Annotated in this window: 19 protein-coding genes and 1 tRNA gene; 9 read left to right on the top strand and 11 right to left on the bottom strand. The window is 67.7% G+C overall.

All coding sequences use genetic code 11. The features are described 5' to 3' along the window. Positions 1 to 15 precede the first annotated feature (15 nt). Complete coding sequence (locus QSJ34_RS02070; RefSeq protein ID WP_285569624.1) at positions 16 to 279, top strand: hypothetical protein; 264 nt, start codon at positions 16 to 18, stop codon at positions 277 to 279. 51 nt (positions 280 to 330) lie between these two features. Here QSJ34_RS02070 and QSJ34_RS02065 read toward each other — a convergent pair whose 3' ends face one another. The 5 genes from QSJ34_RS02065 to rbfA form a co-directional block, all read right to left on the bottom strand. Next, on the bottom strand, positions 331 to 2,640 hold the full coding sequence (locus QSJ34_RS02065) for a putative Ig domain-containing protein (protein ID WP_285569623.1): 2,310 nt from the start codon (positions 2,638 to 2,640) through the stop codon (positions 331 to 333). Positions 2,641 to 2,750: 110 nt separating this feature from the next. Continuing rightward, a complete protein-coding gene (locus tag QSJ34_RS02060; RefSeq protein WP_285569621.1) occupies positions 2,751 to 4,133 on the bottom strand; it encodes a tetratricopeptide repeat protein in 1,383 nt (460 codons plus the stop codon). A 29-nt stretch (positions 4,134 to 4,162) separates the two neighbouring features. Continuing rightward, positions 4,163 to 4,798 carry a hypothetical protein gene (locus QSJ34_RS02055; protein ID WP_285569620.1) on the bottom strand — a complete coding sequence of 212 codons (636 nt, stop codon included), beginning with the start codon at positions 4,796 to 4,798 and terminating at the stop codon, positions 4,163 to 4,165. A 167-nt stretch (positions 4,799 to 4,965) separates the two neighbouring features. Then, positions 4,966 to 5,862 (bottom strand): tRNA pseudouridine(55) synthase TruB, encoded by an 897-nt coding sequence (gene truB / locus QSJ34_RS02050; RefSeq protein WP_285569618.1) that lies wholly within the window; start codon positions 5,860 to 5,862, stop codon positions 4,966 to 4,968. Beyond that, positions 5,862 to 6,272 (bottom strand): 30S ribosome-binding factor RbfA, encoded by a 411-nt coding sequence (rbfA, locus tag QSJ34_RS02045; RefSeq protein ID WP_285569617.1) that lies wholly within the window; start codon positions 6,270 to 6,272, stop codon positions 5,862 to 5,864. The genes truB and rbfA overlap by 1 nt, the downstream gene beginning before the upstream one ends. A gap of 104 nt (positions 6,273 to 6,376) precedes the next feature. Between rbfA and QSJ34_RS02040 the strand changes: the two genes are divergently transcribed. Beyond that, positions 6,377 to 7,102, top strand: a complete 726-nt coding sequence (locus QSJ34_RS02040; RefSeq protein WP_285569616.1) for a class I SAM-dependent methyltransferase — start codon at positions 6,377 to 6,379, stop codon at positions 7,100 to 7,102. Between the two features lie 65 nt (positions 7,103 to 7,167). Beyond that, the gene (locus QSJ34_RS02035; protein ID WP_285569614.1) at positions 7,168 to 8,364 is read left to right on the top strand and encodes a phosphoglycerate kinase; all 1,197 of its coding nucleotides are present in this window, start codon (positions 7,168 to 7,170) and stop codon (positions 8,362 to 8,364) included. 39 nt (positions 8,365 to 8,403) lie between these two features. On the opposite strand, the gene QSJ34_RS02030 is transcribed toward QSJ34_RS02035, so the two are convergent. Beyond that, entirely contained in the window at positions 8,404 to 8,811 is a 408-nt protein-coding gene (locus QSJ34_RS02030; RefSeq protein ID WP_285569612.1) for a DUF3224 domain-containing protein, read from the bottom strand. 218 nt (positions 8,812 to 9,029) lie between these two features. On the opposite strand from QSJ34_RS02030, the gene QSJ34_RS02025 reads away from it, so the two are divergent. Together QSJ34_RS02025 and tpiA are read left to right on the top strand one after the other, a co-directional pair. Beyond that, a complete protein-coding gene (locus QSJ34_RS02025) occupies positions 9,030 to 9,839 on the top strand; it encodes an AraC family transcriptional regulator (protein ID WP_285569610.1) in 810 nt (269 codons plus the stop codon). Positions 9,840 to 9,913: 74 nt separating this feature from the next. Continuing rightward, positions 9,914 to 10,648 (top strand): triose-phosphate isomerase, encoded by a 735-nt coding sequence (gene tpiA / locus QSJ34_RS02020; protein ID WP_285569608.1) that lies wholly within the window; start codon positions 9,914 to 9,916, stop codon positions 10,646 to 10,648. Between the two features lie 86 nt (positions 10,649 to 10,734). Here tpiA and QSJ34_RS02015 read toward each other — a convergent pair whose 3' ends face one another. Both QSJ34_RS02015 and QSJ34_RS02010 read right to left on the bottom strand, forming a co-directional pair. Beyond that, complete coding sequence (locus QSJ34_RS02015; protein WP_285569607.1) at positions 10,735 to 11,478, bottom strand: zf-TFIIB domain-containing protein; 744 nt, start codon at positions 11,476 to 11,478, stop codon at positions 10,735 to 10,737. Then, entirely contained in the window at positions 11,478 to 12,335 is an 858-nt protein-coding gene (locus QSJ34_RS02010) for a hypothetical protein (protein ID WP_285569605.1), read from the bottom strand. The genes QSJ34_RS02015 and QSJ34_RS02010 overlap by 1 nt, the downstream gene beginning before the upstream one ends. A gap of 96 nt (positions 12,336 to 12,431) precedes the next feature. Here QSJ34_RS02010 and aroF point away from each other — a divergent pair, with 96 nt between their 5' ends. From aroF to QSJ34_RS01990, 4 genes are all read left to right on the top strand, one after another. Further along, positions 12,432 to 13,463, top strand: a complete 1,032-nt coding sequence (gene aroF / locus QSJ34_RS02005) for a 3-deoxy-7-phosphoheptulonate synthase (protein WP_285569603.1) — start codon at positions 12,432 to 12,434, stop codon at positions 13,461 to 13,463. 38 nt (positions 13,464 to 13,501) lie between these two features. Continuing rightward, the gene (gene secG / locus QSJ34_RS02000; protein ID WP_285569602.1) at positions 13,502 to 13,837 is read left to right on the top strand and encodes a preprotein translocase subunit SecG; all 336 of its coding nucleotides are present in this window, start codon (positions 13,502 to 13,504) and stop codon (positions 13,835 to 13,837) included. A gap of 61 nt (positions 13,838 to 13,898) precedes the next feature. Continuing rightward, a tRNA-Leu gene (locus QSJ34_RS01995) sits at positions 13,899 to 13,984 on the top strand. 358 nt (positions 13,985 to 14,342) lie between these two features. Then, on the top strand, positions 14,343 to 15,437 hold the full coding sequence (locus QSJ34_RS01990; RefSeq protein ID WP_285569601.1) for an A/G-specific adenine glycosylase: 1,095 nt from the start codon (positions 14,343 to 14,345) through the stop codon (positions 15,435 to 15,437). On the opposite strand, the gene QSJ34_RS01985 is transcribed toward QSJ34_RS01990, so the two are convergent. The 3 genes from QSJ34_RS01985 to QSJ34_RS01975 all read right to left on the bottom strand — a co-directional run bounded on the left by QSJ34_RS01985 (position 15,434) and on the right by QSJ34_RS01975 (position 18,387). Then, entirely contained in the window at positions 15,434 to 16,150 is a 717-nt protein-coding gene (locus tag QSJ34_RS01985; RefSeq protein WP_285569599.1) for a tetratricopeptide repeat protein, read from the bottom strand. The genes QSJ34_RS01990 and QSJ34_RS01985 overlap by 4 nt on opposite strands. Positions 16,151 to 16,321: 171 nt before the next feature. Further along, positions 16,322 to 17,041, bottom strand: a complete 720-nt coding sequence (gene pal / locus QSJ34_RS01980; RefSeq protein ID WP_285569597.1) for a peptidoglycan-associated lipoprotein Pal — start codon at positions 17,039 to 17,041, stop codon at positions 16,322 to 16,324. A 65-nt stretch (positions 17,042 to 17,106) separates the two neighbouring features. Beyond that, positions 17,107 to 18,387 (bottom strand): hypothetical protein, encoded by a 1,281-nt coding sequence (locus QSJ34_RS01975; RefSeq protein ID WP_285569596.1) that lies wholly within the window; start codon positions 18,385 to 18,387, stop codon positions 17,107 to 17,109. Positions 18,388 to 18,410 lie beyond the last annotated feature (23 nt).

Below are 18,410 nucleotides of genomic sequence, written 5' to 3'. Positions count from 1 at the left end.
TTCCAGGAGGCAGCCATGAGCGATACCGCCATCCAGACCACCCTCACGAACGAGGAATGGAAGATCATCATGGCCCTCCGGGAGATCCCCGACAGCCCGCTGCGCCAGAAGGTCTCGGGCCTCTTCGGCGAACTGGTGCGCTTCATCCAGCAGCCCCGCTGCCTCGGCATGCAGAGCGACGGCTTCCCCTGCGGCACGCCCCACACCAGCTGCGAGGAGTGCCAGCACATGCTCAAGGTGCTGGACGATCTCGCCGCGCGGGTACCCGTCCAGAACTGATCGCAGTCTCTTCAACGGAAAGGCCGATCGGCGCGAGCCGATCGGCCTTTCTCACAACTGGCCCGACTTCGCGGCCTTGGCCTTGAGGAGCATCACGCCGTGGGCGGGCACCTTGAAGGTGCGGACTTTCACGTCCTTCTGCCGCCAGAGATCCCTCAGCGTCCGGGAGCCTGCGAGGCCCAGGGCCTTCAGGTCCAGGGTGTAGGCGGTCGTCTCAGAACCCAGGTTGAAGACGCCGATGGCGCGGCCGCCATCGGCCAGCTCCTTCACCCAGATCTGGAAGTCGCCCTGCTTGAGCCTGAGCGTGGCCTGCTTGCCGAGGCGGTCCTGATCGACGGCGAGCACCTCGTCGTTGGTGAGCAGGTTCAGGGTGAAGGCATCCAGGCGCGGCAGGTCGCAGCCGATGAGGAGCGGCGCCGACAGCAGGCTCCATAGGCTCAGGTGCGTGTACTGCTCGTCGGGCGTGAGGCGGCTGGGATGGAGTTTCGGGCCCCAGCCCACCCAGCCCACCACCAGCATGTCGGGATCGTTCCAGTGACCGGGCCCGGCGAAGGGCGCGCCTTCCACCTGGGAGAAGCCGATCTTGCTCATGCTGTCCCAGCTGTCACTGATGTCCCCGGTGGTGCGCCAGAGCTGGCCGCCCACCTGATCGCCCCACTCCCACACCTTGCCCATGCCGTACTGGCAGAGGCTGTATACGATGTCGCGATCGACCTTCTGGAGGGCCTCGTTCATGAGCGCGAAAGGCTTCTTCAGCTCCTCGGGGGAATCCAGGTTCTTGGCGATGGTGCTGTACGAGCACCAGTCGTATTTGAGGTAGTCCACGCCCCAGGAGGCGTAGGACCGGGCGTCAGATGCCTCGTTCTGATAGCTGCCCGCATAGCCGCCGCAGGTGGCGGGCCCGGGCGAGCTGTAGATGCCGAACTTCAGGCCCAGGTCGTGGAGCCGTCGGCCCAGGCGGGCCATGTCCGGGAACTTGCCGTTCACCTTGATGCGGCCGTCGGCTTCCCGCAGGGGCACGCCGTCGCGGGTGGAGATCTCCCAGCCGTCGTCGATGTTCACCGAAGCCCAGCCGTGATCGCGCAGGCCCTTGTCCACGATGGTTTTGGCGCTGGCGACGACCTTCTCCTCGTCCACGGCCAGGCCCCATGCGTTCCAGCTGTTCCAGCCCATGGGCGGCGTCAGGGCCAGCCGCGGACCGGCGACGATGTCGAGCTTGCGCTGCGTGGATCCCTTCGCATTGGTCGCGCGGAGCGTCACCGTGTAGGTGCCGGCGGCTGGCAGCGTGCCCCTGATGACGCCCGTGGCGGCATCGAGGCTCAGGCCCTGGGGCAGGCCCTTGGCGACGAAGCGGATGGGTTTCTGGCCACTGGCGGGCACGGTGAAGAGGAAGGCGCGACCGGGCCGGCCACCCACCACCTCGGGACCGTTGATGCGCGGCGAGGCCGGGGCCTGGGGCGTCAGCACGTAGGGGCTTTCCTCGCTGCGCGTCAGCGGTGCGCCGCCCTCCTGGAAGCTAAGCCCGTACTGGATGCGACAGGCTTCGGACCGGCGCGGGATCTCGAAGCCGATGCTCTGGCTGGACTTCGGCTTGAGGTCCAGCTCGATGACCTTCGAAAGCACCGGCGCGCCCGAAACGAGCCCCTTGGCCGTGAGGGTCAACTGGCCTCGCAGCGGACGGGTGGCCGAGGTGTTGGAGACGGTGAAAGTCTTCGCGAGTTTCGATCCCTTGAATGCGAAGGGTTCGAGGTCGGGGTTCAAGGTGACATAGTCCGCAGGCTCCATCATGCGCACCAGGGGCGCGCCCATGAGGCCGCCCCAGCCGCTGACCATGTAGACCCGCATGGCCAGGACGTTCTCCTGGCCCCACTTCAGGCGGGGATCCTCCAGGTCAAGCAGGTAGGTGCGGGGCTGACCCGGCAGGCTTTCGTCAGCCTTCCAGAAGAGGTCGTCGGGCGTGCTGCCCACGGGCACCACGGTGCCATTCGCCCCCACCATCTGCCCGTTCAGGAAGCACTGGTCGAAGTCCGCCACGCTGCCGATGCTGAGCCGCAGACCGTCCTTGAGCAGGTCCTGCGCCCTGAGCTTCTCGGGCAGCGTGAAGCTCACGCGGTACCAGGCGTAGCCCTGCACCTGCTCCCAGCCCTGCTTCTGCCAGGCGAGGCCCACCTTGATGGGCTTCCAGGCCCGATCATCGAAGGCGCTGGCCGCGTAGGCGAGATTGTCGCCGGGCATGAACTTCCAGCCCTGATCCAGCGGCAGCCGGGCCGGCGAAGTCGTGGCGCCTTCCCCGGAAGCGGTGAGAGGCAGCCCCAGGATCACCAGGGCGGCCGGAATCAGAATGGAGCGGAGCACGGGCATGAAAACCTCGAGACGGAATCAGCAACTAACATCTGATATATGAGGCCATGGCCGCGCCGGTTCGGCGAGCAAAAACTGGAGGCCCGGCGTCCCTCGGGCTTCCACGGCCGCTAGGATTCCTTCTTGGCTTTAGCCACCGTCTGGAGGGCCTGGGCCACCTCGCGGATGACGGGTTCCCAACCGCCGGGTCCCTGGCGGAAGAGCCGCATGAGACCCGGGTACCAGGGCGAATCGTCTCGCCCCGTGAACCAGCGCCAGTCCGTCTTGTGATGGGGCAGCAGCACCCAGCAGGGCCGGCCGAGGGCGCCCGCGAGGTGGGCCGCCGCCGTGTCCACCGTGATCACCAGATCGAGGTTCATCATGAGCGCGCCCGTATCGGCGAAATCGTCGATCCAGGAGCTCGGATCGAAGATCGCCAGGCCCGGCGGCGGATCCTGGGCCTCGGCTTCCGCCACGCCCTTCTGCAGACTCACGAACAGGATCCCCGCCGAAGCCAGCGGGGCCAGCGTCTCCAGCCCCGGAAGCGAACGGTCGGCATCATTCTCGAAGCGCGGGTTCCCCTTCCAGGCAAGGCCCACCTTCAGCGCCGAAGCGGGCAGCCGCTCCGCCCAAGTCCTGACCTGCTCCGGATCCGCCCGCAGGTAGGGGATCGAGGCCGGAATGGATTCCATCCGCGTGCCGCAGTGATGGGGCGCGCTCATCGGCAGCGTCCACAGATCCCAGCCGAGGTCCGGCACCGGCTCACCGAGGGCCACCACGGCATCGACGCCCGGCAGGCTCGCGAAGAGGCGCTTCAGGGGCGCGGGGCACACGAGGCCGAGGCGCGCCACACCGCACTGCTTAAGCAGAGGGAGGTAGCGGACGAAGTGGATCATGTCGCCGAAACCCGCCTCGCTGCCCACGAGCAGCGCCTTCCCGGCCAGATCCTCACCCTGCCACCGCGGCGCGGGAATCTGATCGTTCAGCGCCAGGCTCCAGGCCCGCGCCTCCAGGGCCTCCCAGCCCTCTATGAAGCGCATCTGGCGGAGGAGGATGTAGCTGAGGTTGTAGCGCGCCCGGTGATGGTTCGGGTTGAGCCTCAGGGCTTCGCGCAGACAGCGCTCGGCCTCCTCATCCTCCTTCAAACAGGCGTGCAGCACGCCGAGGCTCGACCAGAGCCCCGGCGCCTCGGGGTGCTTGCGCATCGCGGCGGCATGGATCGCCGCGGCTTCCTCAAAGCGCTTCTGCTGGATGAGCAGGGCGCCGAGGTTGAGGAGGCCCTCCAGGAAATCGGGATCCAGCGCCAGGGCGCGCCGGTAGCAGGACTCCGCTTCAGCGAGGGCGCCCATGCGTTCGCGGGCCACGCCCAGGTTCGCGTGGGCTTCGGCCAGGTCCGGCGCGATCTCCAGGGCCCGGTCATAGCTCGCGACGGCGCCCGGGAAATCCTCCTCCGCCACACAGCGCGCGCCCCGCCCGAAGAGCGCCTGGAGGGTTTCCGGATGGGCATGAGTCACGATTCGAGCATAGCGCCGAGGCCACAGGTTCAGGGCTTCAGCGCTTCGTCCAGCTCCTTGAGCATCTCGCGTCCGATGCGGATCCGGCTCTGATTCCAGGTCTGATTGAAGCGGAAACCGTTCAGGAGCCGGTCCAGTTCCTGGGGCCTGAGGGATTCGGGCTCCAGGGGCGCGAAGGTGAGCAGGTCCGCAAAGGCCGGGTTGAGCATCAGCTGGTCCTGGATGGGGATGAAGCGCTGCATGTCGGCATAGACCTCCGACATCCGCTGGAGCCGCGTGGGATCGATGTGGCGCAGCCCGCCCGTGGCGCGCGCACCCTCCCAGGCGCTCCAGGTGAATCCGAAATCCGGGTTCTGGGTCTTGAGCCGAACCGGCAGGGGAGCCTTGCGGCCCGCGCGACGCTCGGCCACCGCGCGTTCCAGATCCTCGTAATAGGCCTTGGTGACGGGGATCTCGGTTTCCAGCCGAACCAGCCGCTGGGCCGTGTCGTCCCGGTTCCGGCGGAGTTCCGCCTCGATGCGATGGAGGCTCTCCTCGCTGAGGCGGAGCTCCTGCCGGTGCTCCCGCCACTGTTCGAGCCCCAGGGCCATGATCAGGCCCAGGAAGGTCGCGAAGAGATGCTTGCCGAAATGCTTGAGATCCTCGGGAACGTGGGGGTGGAGCATGGAACCTCGCGGAGAAGGCCAATCCTGCCTCCGCCCGAGCGGGCTGCGGCATCAGGCTTGTCGACATCCCTCCCAGTGTCGTTTACGACCACACGGGAATCAATGAGTTCGGCAGACCCGTCCACTCCGATAAAGTCCCAGCGCAACCCACGACGATGGCCGCCCGCCTAGAGCCCGCCCCGCAGGTTCGCGAAGGTGCGCAGCCCATCTTCGGCGGGCTTGAGCAGCGCCACCAGACGGTCGTCATTCAGGGCCCGCAGCGGCGCGCCGGGATCGGGGAAGCCTTCCGGAAGGACCCAGGTCGCGGGATGGTTTTCGCCCACGGGGATGGCGCGGCCATGGGAGAGGTGCTCGGCCTCCTCCTCGCTGAGCAGGCGCGAGGGGCACCAGGGCAGCAGGTCGGTCCCCTTGAGCAGCCTTTCGCAGCCTTCGCCCGGATCGGTCCAGGGGCCGATGGCCGTGCGGTGCAGCGCGGACAGATGGGCCCCGCAACCCAGGGCGCGGCCCAGATCCCGCGCCAGGCTGCGCACGTAGAAGCCGCCCCGGCAGGTGATCTCCAGACGGCTGGCGCGCGGCAGGTCATGGCTGAGCCACCTTGCCGACAGCAGGAAGACGCGGCTCGGCTTCATGAGCACGATCTCGCCGCGATGGGCCTTCTTGTAGGCGGCTTCGCCGTCGATCTTCTTGGCGCTGGTGGCGGGGGGCACCTGGTCCGCCCAGCCGAGAAAGGGCGCCAGGGCCGCGTCCAGCAGCTCTGGTGAAAGGTCGGCGACGACGGCCTCGCCCAAGGGAAGGCCCTGCAGATCGCAGGTATCGGTCTCCACGCCCCAGGCCACTTCGGCCACGTAGGTCTTGGGCAGGGGATGCATGAGTTCCATGAGCCGCGTGGCCTGGCCCGCCAGCACCAGCAGCAGGCCCTTCGCGAAGGGATCCAGCGTGCCGCCGTGGCCCAGGGCCAGCTTCTTCTGCCCGGCCTCGTAGGCCCGGTGCTTGAAGCCGCGGATCACGTCAAAGCTGCTCTGCCCCACGGTCTTGTGGACGAGGTGGATGCCCGACTCGACCATCAGGATTCCGGCGTCTCGGTCCCGTTTTCAACCTCGGGATCGGCGGGCCTGGAGGCGCGCTCCCGCTCGATCTCGGAGAGGAGGGATTCCAGGTGGTTGCCCGCCTCCAGCGTGCTGTCCGGGAAGAAACGCAGCTCCGGCACCCGTTTCATCTTGAGGCGGGAGGCGAGCTGGCTGCGCAGGAAGCCCGCGGCACGGCCCAGGGCCTTGCGCGTCAGAAGGTCCTGCGCTTCCTGGTCGCCGCCGTTGGCCGGCAGCACCGTGAAGTAGACCTTGGCCACGCTGCGATCCGGCGAAAGCCGCACGGCGGTGAGCGTCACGAAGCCCAGTTCGGGATCCCGGAGATCCCGCTGCACGAGGGTGGAGAGGAGGAAGTGGACTTGGTCTTCGAGGCGTTCAGGGCGTTGCATGGGTTTCCTTTGCGGCATCCATTCTACCCGACCCGGCGTTCCGACTCTGAAATGCGGCGCCCGCCCGCCTCAGTGGATACTCTGAGCTATTGGAAGGATCTCCGTTGTCCGAGTGGTTCGAGAGATGGTTTGACGAGGACTACGCCCGGCTCTACGCCCACCGGGACGCAGAAGAGGCGCGCGTGGCCGTGCACAAGGCCCTGCGAGTCGCGCCCGAACTGGCCGAGGGCCCCGTGCTTGACCTGGCCTGCGGCGCGGGGCGGCATCTGGAGATCCTGAGACGCGCCAACCCGCTCGCCTTCGGCATGGACCTTTCGCGAGTACTGCTTGGCATGGCCCCCAGCTCCCTCCGTCCCTGGCTGCTCCGGGCCGACATGCGGCACCTGCCCTTGAAGGAAGGCAGCCTTCACGGCATCTGCCTCTGGTTCACGCCCTTCGGCTACTTCTCGGATGAGGAGAACCGCGACCTGATGACGCGCTTCGGCGCCCTGCTCAAGGCCAACGGCGTGCTGGTGATGGACTACCTGAACGCCGATCTGGTGGCGCGCACCCTGATTCCCGAAGACACGGTGGAACAGGGCGGCATCCGGGCCCACAGCCACCGCGCCCTCGAAGGCGACCGCCTCGTGAAGCGCATCTCGCTGCTCAACCTCGGCTCAGGCGACGTGCGCGAAGTCCTGGAAAGCGTGCGCCTCTACCAGCCCGCCGACCTGCAGGACATGGCCGTCCGCGCGGGTCTGCGCCTGCGCCGGGTCATGGGCACCTACGCCGGCGAGGCCTTCACCGCAGACAGTCCCCGCTGGATCGGCATCTTCGAGAAGGCCTGGTGAGGAGTCCCATAGCCGACCCCGTCATCTTCCGTCAGAATGGAATCTTCCAAGTGCAAGGAGCAGCCATGGGTTTCCAATCGGTGCAAGATCTCGATGTGAAGGGCCGCCGCGTCTTCCTGAGGGCGGATCTGAACGTGCCCCTGAAGGACGGCAAGATCACGGACGCCACCCGCGTGCGCGAGACCCTGCCCACCCTGAAGTGCCTGCTGGAAGGCGGCGCCTCCGTGGTGCTGGCCTCCCACCTGGGGCGCCCCGAGGGCAAGGGCTTCGAGGCCGCCTACAGCGCCGCGCCCGTGGCCGCCTGGCTGAAGGAGCAGGGCTTCGAATGCCGCCTGGCCAGCTACGTGAACGGCGCGGCGGTGGAAGCCGAGGCCGCGGCCCTGAAGCCGGGTCAGATCCTGCTGCTGGAGAATCTGCGTTTCGAGAAGGGCGAGACGAAGAACAAGGAGGAGTTCGCCGCCGATCTCGCCAAGCTGGCCGACACCTACGTCAACGACGCCTTCGGCTCGGCTCACCGCGCCCACGCCTCCGTCAGCGGCATGGTGGCCCATTTCCCCAAGGACCGCGTGGCCGCGGGCTTCCTCATGGAGAAGGAACTGAAGGCCCTCAGCAAGGTCACGGACAACCCGGACAAGCCGCTGGTGGTCATCTTCGGCGGCGCCAAGGTGAGCGACAAGATCGAACTCATCCAGAACTTCCTCGGCAAGGCCGACGCCATCCTCATCGGCGGCGCCATGAGCTACACCTTCCTCAAGGCCCAGAGCTTCGAGATCGGCAAGAGCCTCTGCGAAGTGGACAAGCTGGACCTGGCCCTTGATCTGCTGAAACAGGCCGAGGCCAAGGGCACGCGCCTGATGCTGCCCCTCGACCACATGGCCGCGGCCGAATTCAAGGAAGACACGGACTGCGCCATCACCACCGATCAGAACATCCCCGCGGACCGCATGGCCCTGGACATCGGCCCTGAAACCGTGGCCGCCTACGCCGCCGAGATCCGCGCCGCCAAGACCCTGCTTTGGAACGGTCCCATGGGCGTCTTCGAGATGGCCCCCTTCGCCAGCGGAACCCTCACCATGGCCGAAGAACTGGCCGAAGCGGCGGACAAGGGCGCCTTCGTCCTGGTGGGCGGCGGCGATAGCGTCGCGGCCGTGAACAAGGCCGACGTCGCCTCCCGCATGAGCCACGTCTCCACCGGCGGCGGCGCCAGCCTGGAATTCCTCAGCGGCCTCGAACTCCCCGGCGTCACTGCCCTGCAGCGCTGATCAGGGAAATCCCTTCCAGCCCGGACCTTGAGCCCGGCCCTAGCGCTGGGCTGGAAGGGTGTAGTTCAGCGCGTAGGCGTGCAGCTTTCCTGTGATCGTGATGGTCATCCTGCCGGCGAGCCCCTTCAGCTCACCGGTGCCCGAATCGGGAACCACCATCACGATCCACTCGCCGGGCACGCCGTGGTACATCACGGCGAAATGCTGGAGCAGGAAGGTGCCTGCCCGGCCGTGGAGCTTGCCGCTGACCCGCTCGATGGCGGTGTAGCCCGCGGATCCCTGGACCTCCGTTCCCGCGGCCAGCATCTCACCCTGGCTGGTCGCCTCCAGGTCGCCCTTGAACTGCTTGTCGATGGACATCCGGCCCGGGGACCAAACACCCTGCCGCACCCCGTCCGTGAGGGGCACCACGTTCACATCGAAAGATCCTGTCGCAAGGGCCGTCACGCGGACCTCCTTTGGCTGAGTGGCGCGAATTTGAGCATTGTTTTGGGGGCCGGTCTGGGCGGCGAGCCCGGATCCCAGGCCGAGGAGAACAGGCAGGACAAGGCCTGTCGGGATGGGCGAAATGGGCATGGCGGCTCCGGTCGCTGAGGCTGATCCCAGCATCGGCCCGCCTGTGATGACAGTATTGTAGAAACGCGACAGCCCAGGGAGAGGAGCACATGGCGAAGCCCACGGAGTGGCGACCCAAGGGCGTGGTGGGCGCCGAGGCCATCCGCCGAGAATCCCCGGCCGGACGCTTTCTTCCCGAGGGGCCTCTGGCCGAATTCGTGGAGCACTTCTGGACCGTGTCCTGGGATCTGAGCGGACAGCCTTCGCTGGTCCGAGAGACCCTGCCCCACCCCTCGGTGCACCTGGTGATTGAAGAAGGGCGATCCGGCCTCGCCGGCGTTCACACCGGACGCTTCAGCCGCAGGCTGGAGGGCCGGGGATGGGTCCTCGGAACCAAGTTCCTCCCGGGCTGTTTCCGTCCCTTCTGGGGCCGGCCTGTAAGCGAATTCACGGATCAGGTGCTTCCCTTGGCAACCGCCTTGGGCCCGCCGGGTGCGGCCCTCGAAGCCGCCGTGCTGGGCTGCGGTGAGGACGCGAGCACCGCCGTGACGCACGTCGAGGCCTTTCTGCTCGAACGCCTCCCCCGACCCGATGCCAAGGCCCGGTTGGCGCGCAGCATCGTGGCCCGGATTCTGGAGGATCGCGAGCTGACCCAGGCGGAAGCCGTGGCGCGGGAAGCCGGGTTGAGCCTCCGGTCGCTGCAGCGGCTCTTCCAGGACTACGTGGGCGTCAGCCCCAAGTGGGTGATCCAGCGGTACCGCCTCCATGAGGCCATGGAGCAACTGGAGGCCCATCAGGCGGTGGACCTTCCGGCCCTCGCCCTGGCCCTCGGCTTCTTCGACCAGGCCCACTTCATCAAGGCTTTCAGGACCTACCTGGGCAGGACGCCCGCCGTGTATGCGAGGGGCCCGGAAGGCTGATAGGCTCGAAGTTTACCCACTGGTCGCGTCTCGAACATGGCCGACGACCAGCCCTGCGTCCCCCCGGAGATCCCATGCGCTGCGTCGTCGCCAACTGGAAGATGAACCTGACCTCGGATGAGGCCCGATCCTTCTGCGAGAGCATGCTCGCGCAGTTCACGCCCAAGGCGGGGACCGAAGCCGGCATCGCGCCGCCCTTCACGATGCTCTCCCTCGTGAGCGGCCTCGTGCGGGCGAAGGGCCTCCAGGTCTTCGGGCAGAACGGACATGCCGAGCCCAAGGGCGCCTTCACCGGCGAGATCTCCATGGCCCAGCTCAAGGACGCGGGCTGCACGGGCGTCATCCTCGGCCACAGCGAGCGCCGCCAGTACTTCGGCGAAACCGACGCGGCCCTGGCGAAGAAGATCCAGGCCGCCCGCCAGAACGGCCTGCTGCCCCTGCTCTGTATCGGCGAAACGCTGGACCAGCGCGATGCCGGCCAGACGCTCGCCGTGCTTGGACAACAACTGTCCATTCTCGCCGAAAACGGCGCCGGCCCCCTGTGGGTGGCCTACGAACCCGTCTGGGCCATCGGCACGGGCCGTCGCGCCGAAGCCGAGCAGGTGCGCGAGGCCCATGCCTTCATCCGCGCCGAACTGAATCGCCACCTTGGAGCCGCGGCCGCCCAGGTGCCCATCCTCTACGGCGGCAGCGTCACTCCCGAGAGCTTCCCCGAACTGCTGGGCATCCCCGAAGTCGCCGGCGGCCTCGTCGGCGGCGCCAGCCTCGACCCCAAGAAGTTCGCCGAGCTGGTCAAGCAGGCCAGCTAGTTTTTAGCCACGGATGAACGCAGATCAACACGGATGAATGGGCAGGTTCTTATCTGCGTTCATCCGTGTTCATCCGTGGCTGAAGATCACTCCCGATCGAGGAAGATGCCCGCCACCTCGGCGGCGAGGCCCAGCAGGCCCGCACCGCTGAGCCAATGGCCCTGGGCGTTCATCTGCTGCTGGAATTCATAGGACGAGGCGGGATGGGGATGGCCCGGCAGCTCCGCGGCCCGTTTCGCCGCTTTCAGTTCTTCGATTTCCAGTTCGCGCGCGCGGTCCAATCCGCCTCCTTCGACGAAGGCCAGGACGCGGCGCAGTTCATCCTTGTCGAACCAGAGGCCGTGGGCCTTGCAGACATCCACCACCACACCGGACCGCTTGGCGTAGTTCACGCGGTTCATCCGCTGGCGGCAGCTCGGACAGGGTCGGTACTGCACGGGCTCCAGCCGGCCCGTGCTTGGCGCATCGGGCGCGGGCAGTGCGCCCAGCACGGCGCCCTGGCGTTCGCGGCTGGATCCCAGCTGTTCGAAGACGGACCGCTCCAGCCAAAGGCCGCCGCAGGCCAGACATTCCCGGCAATCCAGGTCACCCACCTTGGCCGAGGCCAGGGGCTTGGCGCAGGCGGGACAGGGCGCGCCATCGGGCGTCACGGCCTCACGCGGGGCCAGGGCCGCGCCGCACCCGGGACAATGGCTGGCGCTCAGCGGAACCAGGGCGAAGCAGGCCGGGCAGGCCACCGTGGCCAATTGGGCCCGGCAGTAGGGACATTGGGTGGCATCCGGAGGCACTGAGGCGCCGCATCCGGAACAGCGAATGACGCGGGTTTCCATCAGTGCTTCGGCTCCGGACCGGGCTCACCCATGGGCTCGGGCGAGGTTCCCGGCGGGGGCGGCGGCACGGCCGGAGGCGGCGGGGGCGGTTCAGTGGGTTGCGGCGTCCTCGGCGTCTGCGGCTTCGGAGGCGGAGGGGCCGGTGTGCGTTCTCTGGGCGCCGAGGGATCTTCGTAGAAGCGCTGATCCGTGAAGCGCGTCCACTGGAAGTAGGAAGACAGCTTGGCCACCACCACCCGGGCGAAGCCCCGGGCCTCCTCCTCGCGGATGCGGCCGTCGTCGTCGCGGTATCCGGGCGGCAGGGGATCCATGGCTTCGACCACTTCGGCGGGTCCGATGGATTCCACCCACAGGGGCTCGAGATTCCCGGCCTGCAGGAGGCTCACCTCCGCCCGCACCACCTGGGGTTCGTATCCGAGGCGGTCCTGCACGCGATCGCGGTGCATGGCCGCATGGGTGCCGGCCCAGAGGCCCCAGAAGAGGCCATCCATCACACCCCAGCCGCGGTTGCCCGACATGGTGCTGAAGGCGCCCACGGTCACCCCTGTGGCGACGCCGACGGCGGCGGCGCTGGGCTGGCTCGGCGCCGGGGAGATGTTCCGGATCTCGACACGCAGTTCGGCGGCGCCCACCGGTGGCTTGACCCCTTCGGGCACCACGACGACGCGCGTGGCAAGCCTGGCGCGCAGGGCCGAGGCGTACTCCCGCTGGAAGCCCTCGCGGTCTTCCAGGCCCGCGGGCAGGCTCACGGCCACGCTGACCGGCGCCGGGCGCTGCCGGAACGCCTCCACTTCGGGCCGGGTGCATCCAATGACGAACACGATGGGAGCAAGGAACAGCCAGGGAGCGCGCCTCATGGGAGACCTCCGATGCCTAAGTGTGCGTCCGTTGGCGCGAAGGTGTCCAGGAGCGGCCTCCTGGCTCCCGGTAGAATGGCCTTCCGAGGCCACTCCATGCTCATCCTTATGGAAAATCATGCCACGCCGGACCAGGTGAAGGAGGTTCTGTCGCTCTTAGAGGCCGCCGGCATCCGTTGTCAGGTGAATGAAACACCCGAGGCTCTCAGCATCGTGGCGCCCAACGCCTCCAAGGCCCTGAAGCCCGACCGCATCGAACCCATGGACGGCGTGCGCCGCGTGGTACCCATCACCAGCCCCTACAAGCTGGCCAGCGCGGACGCCGTGGCGGGCCGCACGGTGGTGGACGTACGAAGCGTGAAGATCGGCGGCTCCGCCCTCGCGCTCGTGGGCGGCCCCTGCGGCGTGGAAAGCCGCGAACAGCTCTTCACCGTGGCGCGCTACGTGGCCGAAGCCGGCGTGAAGCTGCTGCGGGCCGGGGCCTACAAGCCGCGGACGAGCCCCTACGCGTTCCAGGGCCTGGGACTTGAAGGGCTGCGCCTATTGGAGGAAGTGCGCGCCGAGTTCGATCTGGGCATCGTCACCGAGGCCACGGAGGTCGAGACCTTCGATGCGGTGGAGCAGAGCGCCGACATGGTGCAGATCGGCGCGCGCAACATGCAGAACTTCGCCCTGCTGCGCCGCGCCGGACGCTGCGGCAAGCCCGTGCTGCTCAAGCGCGGCCCTTCCGCGACCCTCGAAGAATGGCTCTACGCCGCCGAATACGTGCTGGGTGAGGGCAACCGGAACCTGGTGCTCTGCGAGCGCGGCATCCGCACCTGGTCCGATCACGCCCGCAACACCCTGGATGTCAGCGTCGTTCCCGCCGCCAAGGCCCTCACGCACTTGCCTGTGATGGTGGACCCGAGCCACGCCACCGGGCGGCGCGACCTCGTCATCCCCTGCGCCCTCGCGGGCGTGGCCGTGGGCGCGGACGGGCTGCTGGTCGAAACCCACTGCCACCCCGAAAAAGCCCTCAGCGACGGTCCCCAGGCCCTTCTGCCCTCGGATTTCATCCGCCTGGTGGAGCGGGCCGAGGCCGTGCACCGCGTGCTGCAGGCCCCCAGCCTCACGGGGCTATGGATGTAGGCGGCCCGGCATGGCAGACTAGGAGGTTCGGAGTTTCCATGAACGGCCTCGCCATCACACTTCTCGTTCTCTTCGGTGTCCTCCTCATCGGGACGGTGCTCCTGCAGCCCGGCACCAAGGGCGGTCTCGGGGCTTCCTTCGGTGGGGGCGGCGCCAATTCGGCCTTCGGCGCCCAGGGCGCCACGCCCTTCCTCTCCAAGGCCACCTACTGGCTGGCGGCGGGCTTCCTCGCCACCACCCTGTTCATTGAAGTCCTGATCATCCGCGAGAACCGCTCGGTGCTGGACAAGACGATGGACAAGGCCGTCGCCACGACGCCCGCTCCCGCGGTTCCCGCGCCTGCCGTTCCCGCGCCTGCACCCGTCAAGAAGTAGGCTCTGCAAAACGGGTGATTGACTGCATCCGCGCTTTGAGAGACACTTAGGTTTCCACGTTGCCCGCGTGGTGAAATTGGTAGACACGCCATCTTGAGGGGGTGGTGGCCACAAGCCGTAGCAGTTCGAGTCTGCTCGCGGGCACCAAAGAAAAAGCGCCGGTCTTCCGGCGCTTTTTCTTTGGCAGTTCTATCCGGGGGTTCCACGCTGCGCGAACACCCCCGGACCCCCGCGCAGGATCTCGGCGAAGCCGCGCTCCTGCTTTCATCCTCTCCGGGGGTTCCTCGCTGCGCGAACACCCCCGGGCCCCCGCGCAGGATCTCGGCAAAGCCGCGCTCCTGCTTTCATCCTCTCCGCGGGTTCCTCGCTGCGCGAACACCCCCGGACCCCCGCGCAGGATCTCGGCAAAGCCGAGATCCTGCTTTCATCCTCTCCGGGGGTTCCTCGCTGTGCGAATACCCTCGCGATCCTGCTTTCGGCCTGCGAGAACTGGTAGCGTCAAAACATGTCGTGGATTCCTTCTCCTGAGCTTCTCGCGCCGCTGGCGCCCTGGTTCGATCGGGTGCGGCGCGATCTGCCCTGGCGGGCGGCGGATCTGGATGCGCCCCATCCGGATCCCTACGCGGTGCTGGTCTCGGAGCTGATGCTGCAGCAGACCCAGGTCGCCACCGTCACGCCCTATTTCAACCGCTGGATGGAGCAGTTTCCGACGCCGCAGCACCTCGCCGAAGCCGGGGAAGACGCCGTCCACAAGGCCTGGGAGGGCTTGGGCTATTACCGCCGCGCGCGCTTCCTGAAGGCCGCCGCGGGAACCGTGGCCGCGGAGGGCTGGCCCACCGATCTGGATGGGCTGACCGGCCTACCGGGCCTCGGCCCCTACACCGCCGCCGCGGTGGGATCCATCGCGTTCCAGTGGCCCACGCCGGCCCTCGATGGCAACGCCTTCCGCGTGCTGGCGCGCCTGCTGCTGATCGAAGGGGATCCCAAGGACCAGGCCGTCCGCTTCCGGACCTGGCTTGAGCCCGCCCTCGCGGCGCACGGCCCCTCCCGCATGACCCAGGCCCTCATGGAGCTGGGCGCCACGATTTGTTTACCCTCACCCGTCTGCGCGACCTGCCCCCTTTCGGAGCGATGCGGAGCCCATCTCACTGGGAGGACCGGCGACATCCCGCCGGTGGCGAAACGGCCGAAGCCGAAGGCCTCCACCCTGTGGCTCTACGCCCTCGAAGCGGAAGGCCACGTGCTGCTCCATCCGCCTGCCGCCAAGGGGCTGCTGGCGGGGCTTTGGCGCTGGCCCGCCCTCGAAGCCGCCGAGCCCTCCCTCCAGGCCCTGGTGCCCGCTCCAGGGGCCGTCCGTGCCTGGCCGGGCTGGACCCAGGTTTACACCCATCGTCGCGAAGCGGTGAACCCCCTGCACCTCAGCCTGGACGCCCGCTTCACGCCCGCCCCAGGCCTGCGCTGGGTGCCCCGCGCCGAGCTCGCGGCGCTCCCCCTGGGCAAGCGGGATCAGCGCCTGCGCGACCTGCTGGAGACGCCGGGACAGGTGCCCATGGAAGCCCCGGATCCCGCGGCGCTGATCCGGGCCTGCTCGGCGGTCTAAAGCCCCAGGTCGCTCAGTTCCTGCTGGGCCGTGCGGGCCTCGGCGCTACCGGAGAACCCGTCCACCAGCTCGCGGAAGGCCTTCACGGCGGCGGGCTTCAGGCCCTGCTTGAGCAGGCACTGGGCGCGCTTGAGCTTCGCCGGGAGGAACTGGGGCGAGGCCGCGTGATCCTTGATGATGCGATCGAAGGTCGTCTGGGCCTTGTCGTAGGCGCGCTGGTTGTAGTGGCAGAGGCCCAGGAAAAAGAGGGCGTCGGGCCGCTTCGCGCTCTGCGGATAGGTCTTCAGGAAGAGTTCGAGGCCCTCGGCCGCGAGGGGATAGTTGCCCCGGTTGTAGTCCAGCACCGCGGCGTTGTAGGCGCGCTCGTCCTCGGCGGCGGTCGTGGTCGGCGCGGGCCCTTCGACGGGAGGCCGGGTCCCGCCCTTGGGCAGGCTGCCGAGCCGGTTGTTCATCACGCGGGTGGTGTCCTGGACCTGGCGCAGGCTCTCCTGCAGATCCGCCTGGAAGCGGCGATCCTGCACGCGGGCCTCGGCGGCGGCGTCCTGATCCGCCTGCGCCTTCTTGTTGCCCTCCTCCACCACCTGGCGGAGCTTGAAGACCTCCAGCTTGAGATCGCCTACTTCCTGCTCCACACGGCGAAGTTGTTCCTCGGATCCGCATCCGATGGCAAGCAGCGCGGCCAGGGCGGGAAGCATCATCGTGCGGGCGCTCATGGGAACTCCAGGACTCGACTTCATGCTAATCGAAAAGTGGTTGTTTGATGAAAGCCGGGGCCGGGTTCATCCAGGCCCCGGCGCGGGGGTTCGGGGGTATGCGCGTCATCGGGAACCCCCGAAGAAAAGAAGCGGGGGCTTTCGCCCCCGCTTCACGCGATGCGGACCAGGTTACTTGAGCTTGAACTCGCCGCGGCGGTTCTGGCTCCAGCAGGCTTCCTTCGCCTCGGTGCAAAGGGGCTTTTCCTTGCCGTAGCTGATGGTGGTGAAGCGGGCTTCGTCGACGCCCAGGGTCTTCAGGTAGGCGAGGGCGGCGGCGGCGCGCTTGTTGCCGAGGGCGAGGTTGTACTCGTTGGTGCCGCGCTCGTCGCAGTGGCCTTCGATCTCAACCTTGGCAGCGGGGTAGGCCTTCATGAAGTCGGCGATGCCCTGCAGGATGGCGCGGTCCTTCTCCTTGATCTCCGACTTGTCGTAGTCGAAGTGGATGTTCACGAGCACCTTGGCGGCGGCAGCCTTGAAGGCGGCAGCCTTTTCGGCCTCGGCGGCCTTGCGGGCAGCCTCTTCGGCGGCGGCGCGGTCGGCGGCGGCCTTCGCGTCGGCGGCGGCCTTGTCGGCGGCAGCCTTGTCGGCGGCGGCCTTGTCAGCGGCATCCTTGTCGGCCTTGGCCTTGTCCCAGCCGTCGTACCAGCCCTGCATCTTGTGCGGGTTTTCCTTGTCGTTCACGTACGGGTTCGTCTCACGAGCCTTCCCGTCCTTGAACGCCTGGACGCCTTCGTTGAAGGCAGCCTGCGTCTCCTGCTTGATCTGCTCGGCGGTCTTGGGGGGCTTGCAAGCCAAGCTGCCAAGGGTGAGCACGACGGCTGCAGGGACGAGGTAGGTTCCGTATCGCATGGGGTTGTTCCTCCTGGATGGACTCGAGTATAGAACGCCAGAACTCACGACATTGCCATATTTTTTCATCTACCCCTGATCCAGCGGGGGCTCTGGCAGCCCGCCAGGTCCATCAGGCGCAGGATCTGCCGACCCGAGAGATCGCTGGTGAAGAGCTGGGACGAGCCGAAGCGGTTGCTCGTGAACACGAGCCTGCGCTCGTCCGGCGACCAGGCGGGCGATTCGGAGGTGCTCACCCCCGTGGTGATCTGATAGGCCTTACCTTCGCCCAGCTTGTAGACAAAAAGATCGAACTTGCCCTCGAAACGCGAAACGTAGGCGACCATGGCGCCATTGGGACTCCAGGCGGGGCTGGCGTTGTACTGCCCCTCTCCGGTGAGGCGGCGGAGGTTCGAGCCGTCATCCTGCATGAGGAACACCTGGGGGCCGCCCTCCCGATCCGAGGTGAAGGCGATCTGGTTCCCGTTGGGATTCCAGCAGGGTTCGGTGTTGATGCCGTTGCCGTCCGTCAGGCGCCGCGCCCGGTTGGTGGCCAGGTCGAGCACCATGATGTCCGTGTTGCCGCGGCGGTCGCCCTGGACGAAGGCCAAGCGCTTGCCGTCGGGCGACCACACGGGCGAGGAGAGCATGCCCCCCGCCCCGCTGGTGGGGTAGAACTTTTCGTGGGGGCCGTCCTTGCGGCGCTGGCCCCAGATCTCGGGCGCGCCACCCTTGTATGTGATGTAGGCCAGGCGGCCGTCCACGGCCACCGTGGGCGACAGCGTGAGGCTGCCGTGCCGGGTGAGCTGCACCAGGCCCGCACCGTCCCGGTCCACCTGGAAGATCTCCTTCACGCCCGGCGAAAGCTGGCGCACGAAGACGATGCGGCTGGAGGCCACGCCCTTTTCGCCCGTCAGGCGGCCCACCAGATCATCGGCCAGGTAGTGCGCGAGGTAGCGCAGCGGCACGATCTTGTTGGCGTTGTAGGTGCGGGTGAACACGCCCTTCTCGGCCGCGGTGTCCAGCGCCGAGGCCTCCAGCTGGAGGTCCCCGTTGGCGGCCTTGGTCAGCTTGGTGTTCAGCAGCCACTGGGCCCCGGCTTCCTTCCAGGCCTTCACCGGCGCCGAGTTCGCGGGAAGCCGTTCCGACAGCATGGCGATGACGCCCGTCTCATCCAGATCCCGCTTGAGCACGGCCGTGAACTCCGAGGCGACGGAGGCTTCATCGACCCCCGTCACCTTGGGCGAGGTCATGCCCAACACGAGCTTCGCGCTGCTGGTGGCGCTCAGCACCACCTCTGTCTGCTGGGCGAACAGCCCCGACGCCGCCAGGGCGCAGAGGAAGGTCCGAATGAGGAATCGCGTCATGGCATCTCCGGGCCTGGGAAGCT

Source organism: Geothrix limicola, assembly GCF_030268085.1.
Taxonomy (GTDB): domain Bacteria; phylum Acidobacteriota; class Holophagae; order Holophagales; family Holophagaceae; genus Geothrix; species Geothrix limicola.
The sequence above is the reverse complement of the archived record's forward strand: the minus strand, read 5'-3'. Positions and strand labels throughout refer to the sequence as shown.

What these genes read in the sequence shown, in the direction of transcription:
- QSJ34_RS01975 (WP_285569596.1), bottom strand. Translation starts at nt 18,387, where the DNA reads ATGACGCGATTCCTCATTCGGACCTTCCTCTGCGCCCTGGCGGCGTCG.
- QSJ34_RS02035 (WP_285569614.1), top strand. Translation starts at nt 7,168, where the DNA reads ATGGGTTTCCAATCGGTGCAAGATCTCGATGTGAAGGGCCGCCGCGTC.
- QSJ34_RS02025 (WP_285569610.1), top strand. Translation starts at nt 9,030, where the DNA reads ATGGCGAAGCCCACGGAGTGGCGACCCAAGGGCGTGGTGGGCGCCGAG.
- QSJ34_RS02015 (WP_285569607.1), bottom strand. Translation starts at nt 11,478, where the DNA reads ATGGAAACCCGCGTCATTCGCTGTTCCGGATGCGGCGCCTCAGTGCCT.
- rbfA (WP_285569617.1), bottom strand. Translation starts at nt 6,272, where the DNA reads ATGCAACGCCCTGAACGCCTCGAAGACCAAGTCCACTTCCTCCTCTCC.
- QSJ34_RS02010 (WP_285569605.1), bottom strand. Translation starts at nt 12,335, where the DNA reads ATGAGGCGCGCTCCCTGGCTGTTCCTTGCTCCCATCGTGTTCGTCATT.
- QSJ34_RS02070 (WP_285569624.1), top strand. Translation starts at nt 16, where the DNA reads ATGAGCGATACCGCCATCCAGACCACCCTCACGAACGAGGAATGGAAG.
- QSJ34_RS01985 (WP_285569599.1), bottom strand. Translation starts at nt 16,150, where the DNA reads ATGAGCGCCCGCACGATGATGCTTCCCGCCCTGGCCGCGCTGCTTGCC.
- truB (WP_285569618.1), bottom strand. Translation starts at nt 5,862, where the DNA reads ATGGTCGAGTCGGGCATCCACCTCGTCCACAAGACCGTGGGGCAGAGC.
- QSJ34_RS02055 (WP_285569620.1), bottom strand. Translation starts at nt 4,798, where the DNA reads ATGCTCCACCCCCACGTTCCCGAGGATCTCAAGCATTTCGGCAAGCAT.
- tpiA (WP_285569608.1), top strand. Translation starts at nt 9,914, where the DNA reads ATGCGCTGCGTCGTCGCCAACTGGAAGATGAACCTGACCTCGGATGAG.
- QSJ34_RS01990 (WP_285569601.1), top strand. Translation starts at nt 14,343, where the DNA reads ATGTCGTGGATTCCTTCTCCTGAGCTTCTCGCGCCGCTGGCGCCCTGG.
- pal (WP_285569597.1), bottom strand. Translation starts at nt 17,041, where the DNA reads ATGCGATACGGAACCTACCTCGTCCCTGCAGCCGTCGTGCTCACCCTT.
- secG (WP_285569602.1), top strand. Translation starts at nt 13,502, where the DNA reads ATGAACGGCCTCGCCATCACACTTCTCGTTCTCTTCGGTGTCCTCCTC.
- aroF (WP_285569603.1), top strand. Translation starts at nt 12,432, where the DNA reads ATGCTCATCCTTATGGAAAATCATGCCACGCCGGACCAGGTGAAGGAG.
- QSJ34_RS02065 (WP_285569623.1), bottom strand. Translation starts at nt 2,640, where the DNA reads ATGCCCGTGCTCCGCTCCATTCTGATTCCGGCCGCCCTGGTGATCCTG.